The organism is Ottowia caeni (genome assembly GCF_050821495.1).
Classification (GTDB): domain Bacteria; phylum Pseudomonadota; class Gammaproteobacteria; order Burkholderiales; family Burkholderiaceae_C; genus Ottowia; species Ottowia caeni.
The window spans coordinates 1079149-1096139 of the sequence record NZ_CP151080.1 but is presented as its reverse complement, the minus strand read 5'-3'; the positions used below and the strand labels follow the sequence as shown (position 1 = coordinate 1096139).

General features: G+C 61.9%; 16 protein-coding genes and 3 pseudogenes. 10 read left to right on the top strand and 9 right to left on the bottom strand.

The window, feature by feature from the left end; all coding sequences use genetic code 11:
- Window positions 1-44: 44 nt before the first annotated feature.
- From AAAK34_RS05260 to rfbB, 7 genes and pseudogenes are all read right to left on the bottom strand, one after another.
- Window positions 45-479 carry a GtrA family protein gene (locus tag AAAK34_RS05260; protein WP_231693735.1) on the bottom strand — a complete coding sequence of 145 codons (435 nt, stop codon included), beginning with the start codon at window positions 477-479 and terminating at the stop codon, window positions 45-47.
- Window positions 476-1225 (bottom strand): WxcM-like domain-containing protein, encoded by a 750-nt coding sequence (locus AAAK34_RS05255; protein ID WP_231693736.1) that lies wholly within the window; start codon window positions 1223-1225, stop codon window positions 476-478. Before AAAK34_RS05255 ends, AAAK34_RS05260 begins: the two co-directional genes overlap by 4 nt.
- Window positions 1222-2199, bottom strand: coding sequence for a glycosyltransferase family 2 protein (locus AAAK34_RS05250; RefSeq protein ID WP_231693737.1), 978 nt, complete (start codon window positions 2197-2199; stop codon window positions 1222-1224). The genes AAAK34_RS05255 and AAAK34_RS05250 overlap by 4 nt, the downstream gene beginning before the upstream one ends.
- 1 nt (window position 2200) lies before the next feature.
- On the bottom strand, window positions 2201-3337 hold the full coding sequence (locus AAAK34_RS05245; protein ID WP_231693738.1) for a DegT/DnrJ/EryC1/StrS family aminotransferase: 1137 nt from the start codon (window positions 3335-3337) through the stop codon (window positions 2201-2203).
- Complete coding sequence (rfbA, locus tag AAAK34_RS05240) at window positions 3337-4236, bottom strand: glucose-1-phosphate thymidylyltransferase RfbA (RefSeq protein ID WP_231693739.1); 900 nt, start codon at window positions 4234-4236, stop codon at window positions 3337-3339. The genes AAAK34_RS05245 and rfbA overlap by 1 nt, the downstream gene beginning before the upstream one ends.
- A 17-nt stretch (window positions 4237-4253) precedes the next feature.
- Window positions 4254-5146 (bottom strand): annotated as a pseudogene (gene rfbD, locus AAAK34_RS05235) (dTDP-4-dehydrorhamnose reductase).
- Window positions 5143-6221 (bottom strand): annotated as a pseudogene (rfbB, locus tag AAAK34_RS05230) (dTDP-glucose 4,6-dehydratase). Before rfbB ends, rfbD begins: the two co-directional pseudogenes overlap by 4 nt.
- A 124-nt stretch (window positions 6222-6345) precedes the next feature.
- On the opposite strand from rfbB, the gene AAAK34_RS05225 reads away from it, so the two are divergent.
- The 5 genes from AAAK34_RS05225 to AAAK34_RS05205 all read left to right on the top strand — a co-directional run bounded on the left by AAAK34_RS05225 (window position 6346) and on the right by AAAK34_RS05205 (window position 10082).
- Complete coding sequence (locus AAAK34_RS05225; RefSeq protein WP_431777999.1) at window positions 6346-6879, top strand: phasin family protein; 534 nt, start codon at window positions 6346-6348, stop codon at window positions 6877-6879.
- Between the two features lie 105 nt (window positions 6880-6984).
- A complete protein-coding gene (locus AAAK34_RS05220; protein WP_431777817.1) occupies window positions 6985-8151 on the top strand; it encodes a DUF3108 domain-containing protein in 1167 nt (388 codons plus the stop codon).
- A gap of 177 nt (window positions 8152-8328) precedes the next feature.
- The gene (locus tag AAAK34_RS05215; RefSeq protein ID WP_231693743.1) at window positions 8329-9012 is read left to right on the top strand and encodes a TetR/AcrR family transcriptional regulator; all 684 of its coding nucleotides are present in this window, start codon (window positions 8329-8331) and stop codon (window positions 9010-9012) included.
- Between the two features lies 1 nt (window position 9013).
- Window positions 9014-9769, top strand: a complete 756-nt coding sequence (locus AAAK34_RS05210) for a hypothetical protein (protein ID WP_231693744.1) — start codon at window positions 9014-9016, stop codon at window positions 9767-9769.
- 52 nt (window positions 9770-9821) lie between these two features.
- The gene (locus AAAK34_RS05205; RefSeq protein ID WP_231693745.1) at window positions 9822-10082 is read left to right on the top strand and encodes an acyl-CoA-binding protein; all 261 of its coding nucleotides are present in this window, start codon (window positions 9822-9824) and stop codon (window positions 10080-10082) included.
- Window positions 10083-10110: 28 nt separating this feature from the next.
- Here AAAK34_RS05205 and AAAK34_RS05200 read toward each other — a convergent pair whose 3' ends face one another.
- Window positions 10111-11244 carry an aminopeptidase gene (locus AAAK34_RS05200; protein WP_431777816.1) on the bottom strand — a complete coding sequence of 378 codons (1134 nt, stop codon included), beginning with the start codon at window positions 11242-11244 and terminating at the stop codon, window positions 10111-10113.
- 122 nt (window positions 11245-11366) lie between these two features.
- On the opposite strand from AAAK34_RS05200, the gene AAAK34_RS05195 reads away from it, so the two are divergent.
- The 5 genes and pseudogenes from AAAK34_RS05195 to AAAK34_RS05175 all read left to right on the top strand — a co-directional run bounded on the left by AAAK34_RS05195 (window position 11367) and on the right by AAAK34_RS05175 (window position 16163).
- Window positions 11367-12614 carry a M20 aminoacylase family protein gene (locus tag AAAK34_RS05195; protein ID WP_231693747.1) on the top strand — a complete coding sequence of 416 codons (1248 nt, stop codon included), beginning with the start codon at window positions 11367-11369 and terminating at the stop codon, window positions 12612-12614.
- The gene (locus tag AAAK34_RS05190) at window positions 12611-13684 is read left to right on the top strand and encodes a M14 family metallopeptidase (protein WP_231693748.1); all 1074 of its coding nucleotides are present in this window, start codon (window positions 12611-12613) and stop codon (window positions 13682-13684) included. Before AAAK34_RS05195 ends, AAAK34_RS05190 begins: the two co-directional genes overlap by 4 nt.
- Before the next feature lie 111 nt (window positions 13685-13795).
- Window positions 13796-14697: pseudogene (locus AAAK34_RS05185) on the top strand (DUF1932 domain-containing protein).
- Window positions 14698-14871: 174 nt separating this feature from the next.
- Window positions 14872-15903 (top strand): tripartite tricarboxylate transporter substrate binding protein, encoded by a 1032-nt coding sequence (locus AAAK34_RS05180; protein ID WP_231693750.1) that lies wholly within the window; start codon window positions 14872-14874, stop codon window positions 15901-15903.
- 71 nt (window positions 15904-15974) lie between these two features.
- Window positions 15975-16163, top strand: coding sequence for a hypothetical protein (locus AAAK34_RS05175; protein ID WP_431777815.1), 189 nt, complete (start codon window positions 15975-15977; stop codon window positions 16161-16163).
- A 43-nt stretch (window positions 16164-16206) separates the two neighbouring features.
- Here the strand turns inward: AAAK34_RS05175 and AAAK34_RS05170 are convergent, their stop codons facing one another.
- On the bottom strand, window positions 16207-16986 hold the full coding sequence (locus AAAK34_RS05170; RefSeq protein ID WP_231693751.1) for a type III pantothenate kinase: 780 nt from the start codon (window positions 16984-16986) through the stop codon (window positions 16207-16209).
- Window positions 16987-16991: the final 5 nt, after the last annotated feature.

The window sequence follows — 16991 nt, the reverse complement described above, 5'->3', positions numbered from 1 at the left end:
CATCAGCAACGGGATGAACCAACACAGACGTATGAGTGCGCTTCTCACCGGCCGCTCCCGCTCGATTGGGATCTCCCAGACCCTTCATCCTCTCGGGATCGGCCACCACGGCCGGAGGACATGAAAATCCAGCGCTGCACCAGGAACATCAGGGGTACGCACACTGCCACCGCCGCGAGTGCTGCCAGCTCGGTCGGGCCCTGCAGCCACATTACCCAGAGCTCGACGACCGCCAACCCCAGGGCCAATTGCATGAGATGGCTGGCAGCGACCCACAAGGATGAAAACCGTCGACCAGGTGACTGAAATACTGCGAAGCGCATGAGAACGTACGAAAGTGCGATGCCCGCCACGAAAGACGCCACATAGGCCACGCGATACCCCGAGACTTGCAGCAGTGCCAGGTACAACAAGTAGCTGGCCACCGTGTTGGTCGCGCCAGCGAGCAAGTAACGCGCAAAGGTGGATCGCAGGTTCACGCTGCTCCCGCTCCCGCGCGCACCACCCGCTGAAACTCCGCGTAATCGCGAATGTAATCCTGCGGGTCGTACGGATCAGAAGCGAGCACCATCAGTACGGCGTCTTCAGAGTACCCGTACTGAATACCCCAGGTCATGGGTGGCAAGTACAGACCCAGGTTGGGTCGATCCAGCCAGAATTCTTCGCGCCGCTCGCCGTCGTCGGCGACGACACGCAGGCGCCCCGTCACGGCCACCAGGTACTGAGCACATTTCAAGTGGGCATGCTCGCCGCGAATCTGCTGATTGGGCACAGCGTACACCCAGAAGCAACGGCGGGGCACGAATGGCAGGTTGCGGTCAAACTCCGCCGCGCACAGAAAGCCCCGCATGTCCTGCACCTCGGGCAAGCGATGCAACTGCACGCCGCGCACCACGCTGGCACTGACACCGGGTGCGTTCTGTAGTGCTGCGCCCGCCAGGGTTTCCGGCAACGGAGCCGGTGCGTCAACATAGCCCACAATCACTGCCGGGTGCCCTTGCACCACAGCGTTGGGCGGTACGTCGCGCGTGACCACCGCGCCTGGTTCGACACGGGCCTGCGCACCAATGCGAACACCGGGGGCCACCACAGCCCCCTCGCCCACGCGCGCTCCATCGCCCAGAATGGCACCCGCCGCGACGCAGGCGAGCGCGGCCACTTGCACACCTGCCCCGACAGACTCGGCCAGCACGACAGCAGAAGGATGGATGGATTTGTCGGTCATAGCGAGGTTGCGGCGCGCTCGGTCGGCGGATGGAAATGCTGCACGTTCAGCGCCACGGCTTGGGGGCGCTGCTTGGTATTTTCATAGGCGCGCCAAGCATAAGCGCCCACGATACCCAGGCTTAGCAAGTTCAGCGCACCGAAGAAGAGAATGGCCACAAGGGTCATGGCGTATCCGGGCACCGCGATCAGCCCCAGCAAGCGCCCCACCACCGCAGTGGCACCCAGCCCCAGTGCCGCGAATACCCCCAAGGTGCCTGCGAGCAGCAGCCAGCGAATGGGCAGGTCGGTGAAAGAAAACACGCTGTCGGCCAGATAGGCCACTTTCTTGCGCCAAGTCCAGGCGGAAGTGCCATGCTGGCGAACTTGCCGCTCGTAAGGCACCTCGGCACGGCGAAAGCCCAGCCAGAAGATCTGTGCAATGAGCGAACTACGGCTCTCTTCCAGCCCCAGAAGTGCGTCGCGGAAGGCACGGTTGCAGGCGAATATGTCGACACCGCCAGGCGGCATCTGCGGCACCACCCAGCGCCTGTAGCACGACCAGAATAGGCGGGCCTGCCACTGCTGCAAGAGCGGGTCGCCACGCCCTTGCCTCACGCCGACCACCACATCGGTGCTGCCAGTCTCCAGAACGCCGAACATTTCCGGCACGAGTTCGGGAGGTTCCTGCAGATCGGCGGCCATAACTGCGAACAGCGAACCCGTGGCATGAGCCAAGCCCATGCGCACCGCCGAGAAGGCGCCAAAATTTCGAGACAACAACACCAGCGTGGAGGCAAACGAATAGGCCGGAAGCTGCTCACGTAACAACTCGTGGCAACGGTCCGGGCTGCCGTCGATCACGAAAACCACTTCCAGCCTGCCAGCCAGACTGGCGTCAAGCGCGCTCAGCGCCGCCAGCAGATCGGGCAGCGAGGCCTCGTTCTTGTAGACAGGGATGATCAGACTGAGATCGCGCGCGGTCGTGGTGTGCATATCATGCCGGCATTGCACGCTCATGAAAGCTGGAGACAGCAGCGATCACGCGGTCAGCCTGCTCGTCCGTCAGGCCGGGGAAGCAGGGCAGCGTGAGCACTTGGGCGCAAGCTGATTCTGTCACGGGCAGGTGCGCGCCGGCACATGCGGAGGCCTGAACCGGCTGCAGGTGATCGGCTATGGGGTAGTGCACGTCGCTGGCGATGCCTTGAGCCGTGAGGTGAGCACGCAAGGCGTCGCGCTGGGCACTTCGCACGACATAAAGGTGCGCCACGTAATCTTCTGCTTCGGCCCGTGGCGCCTGCAGCGGCAGGTGCGCAAAGGCGGCCCCATAGCGCGCCGCAATAGCACGGCGGCTGGCGTTCGCCGCATCCAGCAGCGGCAGTTTGGCAGAGAGCACGGCAGCCTGAAGTTCATCGAGCCGGCTGTTGCTACCGCCCCCCATCACGACTTCATACTTGGCGCCCCATCCATACTGGCGCAAGGCCCGCATTCGTTCGGCGAGGACGGCGTCTGCCGTCACCAACGCACCACCGTCGCCCAACGCGCCCAGATTCTTGGTGGGATAGAAGCTGAAGCAGCCCACATCACCCCATGCACCCGCAAGGCGCCCATCACGCCGCGCGCCATGTGCCTGCGCACAGTCTTCGATCAAGGGTACGCCTGCGGCACGGCACAGCGCCGCAATGGCGGGCATATCGGCCAACTGGCCGTAAAGGTGCGTGACAACCACGGCTCCCAGAGGTGGCCCGGCGAGTGCCTCGGTGAGCACCGCCGGGGACAAATTGAGGGTGGTTGCATCGACATCGGCATAGACGGGTTCAGCGCCTATGGCACGGATGGCGGTGCTCGAATAGAAGCCGGCATTGGCGACGGTCAGCACGCGCTGGCCTGGGCCCAGCCCCAAGCCGCGTAGGGCAATGGTCAGTGCGTCGGTTCCGTTGGCCACGCCAATGGCATAAGGCACACCCACGTAAGCCGCAAAAGCCTTCTCGAAAGCTTGCACGCAGGGGCCCAGCACGTAACGCTGGCTTTCAACCACCTCGCGCAAAACAGCTGTCAAATCCAGCCCCTGCGCGGCCGCAGCAGCGCAGAACAGCGGCACATCGGGCAGATCGGTGCCAGAACGTGGAGTCATCAGGCGCGCCCGCCTGCGGGCGTGAACTCGCGGAGCAGTTGCAGGAGATACTGCCCATAGCCGCTCTTGGCCAGCGGTTGGGCCAGGCGTTCTAGCTGCTCATTGCCGATGAAGCCCTTGCGCCATGCGATTTCTTCGGGGCTGGCGATTTTCAGGCCCTGGCGGTGCTCCAGCGTGGCGATAAACTGACCGGCTTCCAGCAAGCTCTCGTGAGTGCCGGTGTCCAGCCATGCGTAGCCACGCTGCATGATCTGCACACTCAGTTGGCCACGCTGCAAGTAGGCGTCATTGACGGCGGTAATCTCCAGCTCGCCTCGGGCGCTGGGTTTGACCGACTTGGCAATGTCGACAACCTGCTGGTCATAGAAATAAAGACCCGTGACCGCATAGCTAGACTTCGGTTGAGCCGGTTTTTCCTCGATGGAAACGGCCTTGCCCTGCCCGTCAAACGACACCACACCGTAACGCTCAGGGTCGTGGACATGGTAGGCAAATACCGTGGCACCATCAGGCTGCGCATCGGCGCGTGCCAGCAGGGTTTCAATATCGTGGCCGTAAAAAATATTGTCACCTAGCACCAAGGCGCTCGGTGAACCGCCCACAAATTGCTCGCCAATGATGAAGGCCTGCGCCAGTCCGTCCGGGCTGGGCTGCACGGCATATTGCAGGTTCATGCCCCACTGGCTACCGTCGCCCAGCAATTGCTGAAAGCGAGGCGTGTCCTGCGGCGTGCTGATGATCAGGATGTCGCGAATGCCGGCCAGCATGAGTGTAGCCAGCGGGTAGTAAATCATGGGCTTGTCGTACACCGGCAGCAATTGCTTGCTGATAGCCAGCGTGGCCGGGTGCAAACGCGTGCCGGAGCCGCCCGCGAGAATGATGCCTTTGCGTTGAGTCATGTTGTTGTTCTAAAGGGCTATAGGATTTCTGTCAGCATTCGCTCCACGCCCTGCTGCCAGGGCGGCAACACGAGTTTGAATGTCTGCTGCAGACGCTCGGTATCAAGACGCGAGTTACGGGGTCTTGGCGCTGGCAATGGAAAGGCTTCGGTGGGCACGGCGGCAACCTCCTTCACCGCCAGTTGAATCTCTGGCGACACGGTTCGCGCAAAAGCCAGCACATGCTTCGCGTACGCAAACCAGGTTGTAAAACCACCTGCGGCGAGGTGATAGGTTCCATGATCTTGCGGATGATCCCCCAGATGACGGATGGCGTGCGCAGACACATCGGAGATGAGATCAGCGCCCGTAGGTGCGCCCCATTGGTCGTCTATGACGGTGAGGCGTTCACGCTCAGCCCCCAGGCGCAGCATCGTCTTGGCAAAATTGCCTCCGCGCGCAGCATAAACCCAGCTTGTCCGAAAAATCAGGTGCCGGCAACCACTGGCACGGATCGCTTGCTCACCGGCCAGCTTGCCGCGTCCGTAAACGCTCAAGGGGCCCGTGGCATCAGCCTCTTTCCAGGGCTCGATACCGCTACCGTCGAAAACGTAGTCCGTGCTGTAGTGCACCAGCGTGGCACCCAGGCTGGCGGCCTCCCGCGCTAAAACGGCGGGAGCTTCAGCATTCAAACGCTCCGCAAGAGCAGGCTCACTCTCAGCTTTGTCAACGGCAGTGTGAGCCGCGGCATTGACGATCACATCAGGGCGCAACGCGCGCACGGCGGCAGCCAGGCCATCCAAGTCAGTCAGATCGCCGCACAGGCCGTCGGCACCGTGCCGATCCAGCGCGGTCACGCGGCCGAGGGAGCGAGCGAGCGCTGCAACTCCCAGCCTACTTGCCCGTTCTTGCCAAGGAGCAGTATGTTCACGCGCCCTGCCCTTCGCCGCCTTGACCGTACTGCGCTGCCACCCAGTCCCGGTAGGCGCCGCTTTGCACGTTATTCACCCACTCCGGGTTGGCCAAGTACCACTGCACGGTCTTGCGGATGCCTGTTTCAAAGGTTTCGGCCGGCTTCCAGCCCAGCTCGCGCTCAATCTTGCGGGCATCGATGGCGTAGCGCCGATCATGGCCCGGACGATCGGTGACGTGGGTGATCTGAGTGCGATAACTTTGCCCGTCTGCACGGGGGCGAGTTCGTCCAGCAACTCGCACACCGTGTGCACGATGCTCAGGTTGGCTTTCTCGTTCCAGCCGCCAACGTTGTAGGTTTCGCCCAGACGCCCGGCTTCAAGCACGCGCCTGATGGCACTGCAATGGTCCTTCACGTAGAGCCAGTCGCGCACCTGTTGCCCATCGCCGTAAACCGGCAACGGCTTGCCAGCCAGCGCATTGACGATCATGAGCGGGATCAGCTTCTCGGGAAAATGATACGGGCCGTAATTGTTGGAACAATTGGTGGTGAGCACCGGCAGACCATGCGTGTGGTGCCAGGCACGCACCAGATGGTCGCTGGCCGCCTTGCTGGCCGAGTAAGGGCTGTTGGGCTCATAGACGTGGTCTTCAGCAAAAGCTGGCGCCTCAGGGGCCAGCGAGCCATAGACTTCGTCCGTGGACACATGCAGGAAGCGGAACGCCGCCTTTTCCTGCTCCGGCAGGGTGCTGTAGTAGCCCCGGGCGGCCTCCAGCAGACGGAAGGTTCCCACGATGTTGGTGGCAATGAAGTCTTCCGCGCCATGAATGGAGCGATCAACGTGACTTTCCGCGGCGAAATTGACGATGGCGCGTGGCCGATGTTGCTTCAGCAGGGTGTCCACCAGCGCAGCATCGCCAATGTCGCCTTGCACAAAAATATGCCGGGCATCGCCTTGCAGCGCGGCCAGGTTGCCCAGGTTGCCGGCGTAGGTCAATTTATCCAGGTTGACCACCGGTTCGTCGCTGCCGGCGAGCCAGTCGAGCACGAAATTGGCGCCAATGAAACCGGCGCCGCCGGTAACGAGAATCATGAGTCAGCTCCCAGCGCAGCGGCTACCGCTCGCGATGTAATGTGGAAAAGCGGCCAATTATTTCATGATCAGGATTGAACCCCGCAACAGCGACGGCGCCATAATCCGAGGTTAACGACAACGTATCGCTCGCCGGAGATTCCAAGGGACACTTTCGACTGATCGATACACGCGCAGGAGAATCACCGATGGTCACGAGAAAATCAGCCTCTTCGACCGGGTCACCCCGGAAAACGATGCCGAGTCCGACGCCAGCGAAGCCGCGCGCCACAATATTTGGCTAGCGGGGCTGGGGGCGTTTGCCAAGGCGCAGGCCGAAGGCACCAAGGCTTTCGAGGCCTTGGTCAGTGAAGGCGTCGCGCTTCAACGCAAGACGCAGACCCTGGCACAGGAGCGTTTGACGGAAGCCACCCAGCAATTTGAAACCCTGGCAGCCCGCGCGAGCAATGTTGCCACCGAGCGCCTGGACAAACTCGAAGGTATTTTCGAGCAGCGGGTATCCCGAGCACTCACGCGCCTGGGCATCCCCACGTCAGCCGATCTGGAGCGACTGTCGGAGCGGCTTGACGCGCTCGAGCGCGCCATCAAGTCCAGCGAAGCGGCCCCAGAGGCAGCCGGAGTGGCCAAGCGGCCGCGCGCTGCCCGCAAAACAGACTGACGAAAATTCAAACCCTGGCCATTTAGCCGGCCCCGACCTTACTGGCGCATCTTGCCTGCAGCTATCCTTCGCCCTCTCTCTCAAGCCCCCCAGTCACGTCGCCTGATGATTTGCACGGCGGTCGTCATGGCGTTTCATGCCTTGTTGATCGTCGGACTGCCCCGATGGGGAAGTATCGGCAACCCTGGCTTGGGAAATGCCACGTTCATTACACGCATGATCGCGCCTGTCGTCTCCGAGCCTCCCGCCGAGGAGCCGCAGACTCCCGCGCCGCCCACGCCTGCCGAGTCTGCACAGCCACCCGAACCGACGGTGGCGCCTCAACCCGACAAGCCCACGCCCGAAACGCCCAAGCCTGTACCGCCCAAAGCGCAGAAAACGCCTCAAAACCAGCCGGTTACCAACGAGGTCACGCCACCGGCTTCCGGCGGCATGGGCCAGGCAGGCGCAGGCTCCGACCGCGAGCCGTCGATTCTGGCCATGCCTCCGCCGCCGCAGTTCGGTCCGTTTCCTGGTGTGACGCCTATCGCACTCAGGCCAACCGACGCTGAGGCGCAGTCCGTGCGCCCGAGCATCAAGAGCGCGGGCGATGCGCCCACTTTGATGCCCCACCCAGCAAACATCACCTTCATGACCACTGGCACTGTGGCCGGCATCCCGGTGGTGGTGCCTTCCACCCTGGTCTGGCGGCACGACGGCAACTTCTACGAGGCGAACTGGGTTTTCTACCACGTCAAGGCCGGCGAGCAGAGCCACTACTCGAACGGCCTCGTGACGCCACAGGGGCTCGCACCACTCGCGAGCTCGTACCGAACCAAGGTCCGGCAGGAGATGCGGTTTGACCATGCGGGCGAGCGCCTGGAGTTCACCCCGGAACTCGCTGAGTGGAAAATGCCTCCCGGCACACAGGATCGCCTGAGCCTGATCATTCAACTGGCCGCGCTATTTGCTGCGGATCCAGACCGTTATCCGCCCGGCAGCACCATCAGCCTCCCGGTGGCCACGGCAGCCCCTCCTTCGGTACAAACGTGGTCTTTCGTGGTCGGTCCGGAAAAGCAGAACATTGAGGGTCTGCGAGGCACGCAATTGCAAACCGTATACCTGGTGCACGAGCCGGCGCAGGACACCGACACACGCATGGAACTCTGGCTAGCGCCGGCCCTGGAATACCTGCCTGCGCGGGTACGCATTGCCCAGCCCAATGGCGACAACTTCGACTTCACGGCCGACCGCGCCTTTGGTACGCAAGTCCAGCGATCTTTACCGCAATGAACCAGGCCCGAAGCGCGCCCCTGTTGCAGGGAGCGCTCGCGCTCGTAACTCTCTCATCCTATGATGTTGACAATCTGATCGGCACGCCGGGAAGTGAATGACCATGTGATCTGGGACAAGATCGTAAAAAGCGACCTAAACGATTAGCGATCGACCACCTGAAGAGGAGACATCAGCATGGCCCGAAAAGCGCCACGACGTACCGCCGAGCGCATTTTGCTGACCACACTTGAGCTGTTCAACCGCTTCGGGGAGCCCAACGTCTCCACCACCATGATCTCGGCTGAGCTGAACATCAGCCCTGGCAACCTTTACTACCACTACCCATCCAAAGACGAGCTGGTGAACACCCTGTTCGACCGCTTCGAGGTTTCGCTCCAGGAACTCCTCGGCGCGGCCGAGGGGGTGCGCGATGTAGAGGATGCATGGTTTTTCTTGCACTCTTTGTTCGAGCGGCTCTGGGAATACCGATTCTTCTACCGCGACCTGAATCATCTTCTTTCGCGCAACCGGCGGCTGGAAGCGCACTTTCCGGCCATCATGATGCGCAAGCGCACCGCCGTCCGCACGATTCTCGACACTCTGGTGCACGAAGCGTCAGGCCCCGCCCCCTCCTCGGAAGTGGAGCGGGCCCATGAGGCCGTGGCGGCCACCATGGTGGTGGTGCTCACCTACTGGCTAAGCTATGAATACGTGCTTAACCCCCGCAGCGCGATGGAGCCCGCGAACGCCCAGGACGCGCCCGTGCGCGGTGCCTACCATGTACTCAGCATGCTGGCGCCCCACCTGGACACCGAGGCCAAGGCACACCTGCTGGCACTCATTTCCGCCTATGGTGCGGGTGACGCTCTAGGTCTCTGAAATGAAACACCCCGCGACCCCGCCGCCAGATGCCAGCACGCTGCCCGCGCAGTGGCAACGCCTGCATGAGTTGGATGGCGAGCCCCTGCCGCAAGAACCAACGCTCTTGCATGGATGGGCCCTGTTTCATGCCGGTCACTTTGAGGAGGCTGAGCTGGCAGGCCTCGCCGTGGGTCTGTCCGGCCTCTCTCTGGCCAATCGTGCAGCCGCTACCCGAGCCACGCTCTTGGTGCCGAGCGAGAAAGCGAGACTGGACCTGTTTCAGCGCATCCACGCACGTGGTCGTGCGCACGCCGCGGAAGATCAAAACAACCCTAATGCCTGGTTCTGGCTGGCCTACGCCCTGATACGCTATAGCCAAGGCATTCATGTAGCGCGGGCGCTGGCGCAAGGCCTGGGCACGCAGATCCGCGCAGCACTTGAGAAAACGCTTCAACTTGCCCCCCATCATGCATATGCCCATCTGGCGCTGGGCGGCTTTCATGCCGCAGTGATCGGCAAGGTCGGGCCGCTCGTCGGTGCCATGACTTACGGCGCCCGTGCCGAGGAAGCCATGATTCATCTGCGGGAGGCATTGCGGCTGGCGCCGGATTCGGCGGCGGTCATGGTCGAATACGCAGACGCACTGGTCGCGATGGAAGGTGAGCCGCGTCTGGCTGAAGCCGTGCGTCTTTATGAGCAAGCGTCCAACGTGACCGCGCGCGATGCGGTGGAGCAGCTCTGGGTTGAACTGGCTCAGGCGGGATTGGCTCTCTGATACGCTCCAATATTCACTAATATGTACCCTTTTTGATCAAGAAACGTAATTTATGTCAGACCTCAAGACCCGCTTCGATGAAGCCGTTGCCAATTCCAAGACCCTGAGCGAACGCCCCGACAATGTGACCTTGCTGCGCATCTATGCGCTGTACAAGCAAGCCACAGAGGGAAACAACGAGGACGCCAAGCCGGGCTTTACCGACCTCGTGGCGCGCGCCAAGTGGGATGCATGGAAAAAGCTTGAAGACACCTCGTCCGACGATGCCATGCAGCAGTACATCGATCTGATCGAAGAATTGCGCAAGGGCTGAGCCTTAGAACCTGTTCCAGTAGCCTGTTCTAAGAACGAGGGCTGTTAGCGGCTTCAAGCAGGCGGCGGCGCTCCTCTTTCGGTAGTTTTGCCAAGTCGGCCACGGCGGCATGAAAACGCCGCCAATCGCGGCCATGCTGCTCAAACAATGCCTCGAAGCCGGGCACCAGTTCGTCATAGACGGCCTGCAAGCCAAAACTGGCGTTGTTGGCCTGCGCCACCCAACGGTCGTAGCCGTCGAATGCGGCGCCTGCAGCAACCCACTCCTGCTTGAGGGCTGCATAGTCCGCGCGAAAACGCTGCATCACTTGCGCCTTTGCGGCGCCCTGCGCAACGGCATCCTCACTTGATGCGGGCTTTCTTTCATACACCGCGGCCAATTCACGGCGCGTGCGCCAGGTGAGCCCACGGAACGCGCGGCGGCGGGCCTCGTAGGCCGCATAGTCGCTGCGCGCCGCGTCACTCGCCTTTGTAGCCAGCCATTGGGCCACACCCAGCCGCTCCACCGCCGTGGCGTACGACTCGTTGAACATCGTATCGTCATCTACGTAGACGACCTGGTGCGCCAGCTCATGAAAAATCAAGCGCGCAAGCTCGCCCTCCGGGTAGCGAATGAACGTCGACAGTAGCGGATCGCCCCCTGCCCAGTTGAGCCAGCCCAGGGTTGAATAGGCCGGAACGCCATACACAAACACCTCCAGCCCATCTTGCTTGCTCAGTTGTCCGCCGAGCTCGCGCGCCTCCCCATCGTCGTAATAGCCCCGGTAACCCACACAGCCGACAAACGGGAAGCACCAAGTCTTTAGCGTCAGTGAGTCAGGCGGCGCAGCCGCCACGCTCCAGACTGCCGCGCTGCGCTTCAGATCGGCATAGCGGTGGTAGCTGGCATTCTCTGGCAATGCCAGTTCACTGGAAGCATACGCGCGGATTCGGCTCGCCAGCTCCAGCCGGTGGCGCAGATCAGGCGGCGTGGCGGCGTCATTCAACCAGTCATTGATCGGACGGGCCGCGTGCATCAGCTCCAGGTGCCCCTGAATGGATTGCGCGTAGTACGAAATCGAAGAACACCCCGCCACAAGCCACAACGCGAACGCCACGGCAATGGCTTTAGCGCTTCGGCTCAAGAAGCGAGGGCGGTCTAAACAGAGTAATTTAGGATTCATGAAACCTTGATGACGATACCGCGGGTTTAACCTTTCGCACCTGAGCCATGCGGATTGACTGAGATGCGTCATCGATTAAAACCCCACTGCCAAAATCCTTTCATCCGGGCTAGACTGAGAATATGAAGATCATAGATGCCGTTCTCACCCACGCTGGAGAAATCGCTGCCATCCGCCGCGATCTGCATGCTCACCCCGAACTTTGCTACGAGGAGGTGCGCACCGCCGACCTGGTCGCACAAAAGCTCACAGAATGGGGCATTCCCATCCACCGCGGCATGGGTGTGACCGGGGTGGTGGGAATTGTGCACGGGCGCGACGGCGGCAAGAGTGGCCGTGCCATTGGCCTGCGCGCCGACATGGACGCGCTGCCAATGACCGAGTTCAACACCTTCACGCATGCCAGCAAGCATCACGGCAAAATGCACGCCTGCGGCCACGACGGCCACACCGCCATGCTGCTGGCGGCAGCGCAGCATTTTTCCCAGCACCGCGATTTTGACGGAACGGTCTACCTGATTTTTCAGCCCGCGGAAGAAGGCGGCGGTGGCGCACGCGAGATGATCAAGGACGGTCTGTTCGAGAAGTTCCCCATGGAAGCCGTCTTCGGCATGCACAACTGGCCCGGCATGGCGGTTGGCACGTTTGCCGTCAGCAGCGGTCCTGTCATGGCTTCTTCCAACGAGTTCAAGATCACGATCACCGGCAAGGGCGGCCATGCGGCGCTGCCGCACACCGGCATCGACCCGGTGCCCGTTGCCTGCCAGATTGTGCAGGGCTTCCAGACCATCCTCACGCGCAACAAGAAGCCTGTGGATGCAGGCGTGATCTCGGTCACCATGATCCATGCCGGTGAAGCCACCAACGTCATTCCCGACTCGTGCGAGATTCAGGGCACGGTGCGAACTTTCACCTTCGAGGTGCTGGACCTGATCGAAAAACGCATGCAGGAAATCTCGGAAGGCGTGAGCGCGGCCTTTGGCGCACAGTGCGATTTCCAGTTCCGGCGCAACTATCCGCCCACCATCAACACTGCCTACGAAGCTGATTTTTCCCGGCGCGTCATGGCCGGCATCGTCGGCGAAGAAAAAGCGTTGCCCCAAGAACCCACCATGGGCGCAGAAGACTTCGCCTACATGCTGCAAGCCCGGCCTGGCGCCTACTGCTTCATCGCCAACGGCGACGGTGCGCACCGGGGCCAATACGAAGGCGGCAGCCACGATGCCGGTCCCTGCACGCTGCATAACCCGCATTACGACTTCAACGACGACCTGATCCCCCTGGGCGCCACTTACTGGGTTCGGCTAGCTGAGCAATGGCTGGCGCATCAGCCTCCCGAAAACCGGCCCCTGCCCGGAGCTCAGGCGTGATTTCCATCCCGGATGCCTTTGCATCCAGCTACGCGAAAGCCCGCGTCAAGTTTCTGGAAGCAGCCGCCACCGCCAGTGCTCAAATCGAATCCGTCAAGCACCCGCTACCCGGCCGAGAGGGTGAGCAACTGGCCCTCGACGTGGCCCTGGATGGCGACGCGCAAAGCAGGCGTCTGCTCATTGTCAGCAGCGGTTGCCACGGCGTTGAGGGATTTTGCGGCTCAGGCGTGCAGGTGTTCGCACTGCATGACACCGAATGGCGCGAAAAAGCCCGCTCGGCGGGCGTGGCGGTGCTCTATCTTCATGCGCTCAACCCCTACGGCTTTTCGCACTTGCGCCGTGTGACACAGGAAAACGTAGATCTGAACCGAAATTTTCTGGATTTTTCCAAGCCACTGCCAAGCAACCCTGACTATCGCCGCGTTCAAGCCCTGCTGCTGCCTGCCACCTGGCCACCGGACGATGCCAATCGCAAGGCAACGGAAGCCTTCATCTCTAAAAATGGCGAGAAAGCTTGGCAGGCCGCCATTTCGGCCGGCCAGTATGAATTTCCAGACGGCCTGTTCTACGGAGGCCATGCGCCCACCTGGAGCAATGGCGCCGTGCGCCAGCTGCTGTGCAAATACGCCGGGCATGCGACCGACATCGCCTGGATTGACCTGCACACCGGCCTGGGCCCACAGGGCGTGGGCGAGCGCATATTCGCAGGCCGCAACGACGCTGAATCCATCTCGCGGGCGCGCCAGATGTGGGGCGACAAAGTCACATCGATCTACGACGGCACCTCCACCAGCCCCCTGCTCACTGGCCCGATGTGGGAAGCCATACATGAAGCTGCACCACTGGCAAAATACACAGGCATCGCGCTGGAGTACGGCACCGAACCGGTCATGGAAATTCTGGATGCGCTGCGCGGCGACCACTGGCTGGCACTGCATCCTGAAGCCCCGGCGGAGTTGGCTGAAGCCATCAAGACACGGCTAAAACGCGCTTTCTATACCGAGTCCGACGGCTGGAAGGGTCAGATCATCAGTCAGGCTCGCCAGGCGATGTTTCAGAGTTTGCTGTAGACGGCTGAAGGCAGGCAGTAGGCGGCGCCCGCTTCTGGCAAGCTCCCGTTAAAGGGAGCACCCCGACCACGTTCCAACCACAACTTGATTTCGACTTCAAGGACACGACACATGGGCAACACGATCCTGGGGATCATCGGCTTTGGCGAGGTAGGCGGCATATTTGGACGCGGCCTGCGGGGTAAGGAAGGTGTGTCTGCCATACACGCCTGGGATCTGAAGTTTGCAGGCAGCGAGGGTACGGCTACCCGTGCCATGGCTACAGCCGACGGCGTCACCCCCTCGGACGGCATGGCGGGGCTGTGCGCCGAAGCCAACTTGTTGATCTCAGCCGTCACCGCCTCAAACACCCTGGCGGTGGCCGAGGAAGCTGCGCGACATCTGCGTCCGGGCACGCTGTTCCTGGACCTTAACTCTGCCTCCCCGGAACCAAGCAGCACGCTGCCGCGGCGATTGAAGCTGCGGGTGGACACTACGTGGAGGCAGGAGTGATGACTTCCGTGCCACCCTACGGCATTCGGGTGCCCATGCTGCTGGGCGGCGCGCAAGCCGTCGAACTTTCGCGCACCCTGACCACCTGGGGCATGGATGCCAAACCCGTGTCTGAAAAGCTGGGAGTAGCCTCGGCCATCAAGATGAGTCGCAGCATCATGATCAAGGGGCTCGAAGCGCTGGTGATCGAGGCCTACACCAACGCCCGAGCCTATGGCGTAGAGGACTATGTCCTGCCCACCCTACAGGAGACCTTTCCCCAGATCGACTGGAGCAAACAGGGTGCCTACTTCTTTAGTCGCGTGGCTCAGCACGGAAAACGCAGGGCCGAGGAAATGCGCGAATCAGCCAACACGGTGAAAGAGGCGGGCTTCGCGCCCATCATGGCCAGCGCCATCGCCGAAAAACATGACTGGGTCGCCGGGCTGGCACGTGAAGGCGTCTTCAGGGACTTGACCGGGCAATCGCCCTGGCAAGAATACGCTGACCGCTTGCTGGCGCAGCGCGAAGGCGAAGGCTAACCCCAATACTGATTGCATAGTGACTTGTGGTTCCCATACAGGAGCGGATTTAGCCGCGAAAAGCTTATCGCGGCTAAATCCGCTCCTACAGAAAATGGGTTGGCGCACCTAAACGAACGGTATTGAGGACAGCCCAACAACCCACCTCACAAGAAAATTCAACGGAGACATCACATGAGCAAACACCGTAAAAATCCCGGCCAAGACTCCTTCAAGGTAGACACCCGCCGCAGGAGCCTGATCACCGCCGTTGCCGCCGGAGCTGTGGCTGCGCCCTGGATCAGCGCCCATGCCGAAGACGCCAGCGCCTACCCGTCCAAGCCCATCCGCCTGGTCGTACCCTTCACTCCCGGAGGCTCCACCGACATCCTGGGCCGAACCATCGGCCAGCAGCTTACCCAGGCCTGGAGCCAACAGGTCATCATCGACAACGTACCCGGCGCAGGCGGCTCGATCGGCGCGGACAAGGTCGCCAAAGCGCCGGCAGACGGCTACACCCTGCTGATGGGCCACATCGGCACCCTGGCGGTTACCCCGTCGCTTTACGCCAAGCTGCCGTACAACCCGACCACGGCGTTCGCGGCAGTGGCCTGGGTCGCCAGAGTTCCCAATGTGCTGGTGGTACACCCCTCGGTGCCCGCCAAGACCGTGCAGGAGTTGGTGGCCTATGCCAAGGCCAACCCGAACAAACTCAACTACGGCTCCGGAGGCAACGGAAGCGCCGCCCACATTGCCACTGAATACTTCAAGCTGCAAACTGGCACGCAGATTCAGCACGTTCCGTACAAAGGCACGGCACCAGGAGTCACCGATTTGGTCGCCGGCCAAATTCAGATGATGTTCACGGGCGTTCCTGCGGTCATGAACCAGGTCAAGGCCGGCCAACTGCGAGCGATCGCAGTGTCGTCGCCCCAGCGCGTAAAGGCATTACCCGACCTGCCCACCGTGGCCGAGAGCGGCTATGCCGGCTTTGAGGCCGACCAGTGGTACGGCGTGGTGGCACCGGCCAACACACCCAGGGAGGTGATCACGAAGTTGAATCGGCAGATCAACCAATCGCTGTCCTCGCCAGACATTGGCGGGCGCCTGTCCAGCGAGGGAGCGGAAGCCACGCCCAATCCGCCTGAAGTGTTTGCCAAGCTCATCACCAGTGAAATTGCACGTTGGCGAACGGTGATCGAAAAGGGCGGCGTCAAGATCGAATAGCCCGGGCTGCGCGAGAGCCTGGGTAACCCTAGATCCGGCAGTTGACCGCTTGCAATCTCCAAGAAAGCCGCGTGGACACTCAATTTCGATGCTCCGATAACGCTCACCCTTTAGGTGAGAGCGCTACGCACCCGATCAGGCCGCCCTCGGGCACGCTGGCGGCGTTGCTCGTTCTTGCAGGCACGAGCCTGCGGCGTCCTCACGCCTTGCCAGCGCACCCGATGACGACCTGTTCGGGCGCGTCCAACTGCCGGATCTAGGGTAACCAAAGTGGGCGCGCTGACTGCGAAATGGAAACGGGCCTTATAGCCTGCCCAGCAAAGCTTCGCGCTCTTGCGCAATCACCAGCAAGCCGTCAAAAATCAGGCTCTCCACCAGATCAAACGGCCTGCCCATGCTTGGCAGCATCTTCCAGCCAGCGCCACCGGTCATGATGCACATCGGCTCGGCGCCGCAGTGCTGGCGTACGTGCTGCGCCATACGCTCACAGGCCCCGGCAATGGCGTAGGTGCCGCCGCTGGTCAGCCCATCGCTGGTGTTGGTTGGAAATTCGCACACTTCGCCTGTCGGCACATGCAGTCCGGCGGTACCGGATTCGAGCGCGCGCAGCATGATACCGTGACCGGGCAGAATCAGGCCGCCCAGAAACCGCCCGCTGGCATCCACAGCCTCCACGGTGACTGCGGTACCCACCATAACGACCACCATGGGCCGAGCCGGCCCCTGCGCCAGCATGCGATGGTAGGCACCGATCATCGCCACCCAGCGGTCTGCGCCCAGTCGAGAAGGAAAATCATAGCCATTGGTAAGCCCCGCCTCGGCGTTGCTTGCCACCACCCAGCGCGGCTCGACGTTCCAGATGTCCATCTGCTCCTGAACCCTGTGCTTGACGGCCTGCCCCGCCACAATGCACCCGAGCATGCAGTCGGGTTCAGGCAGATGTGCCCAGTCACCTTCAGCGAGGCGGTCTATCTGTTCCAGAAACTCAGCGCCAGACGCCAACGCCACAGCGCCGGGCGCAGGGTGCTCGTATAGTGTCCACTTCAGTCGCGTATTGCCGACATCGATTGCCAGGAATGTCATGGAAC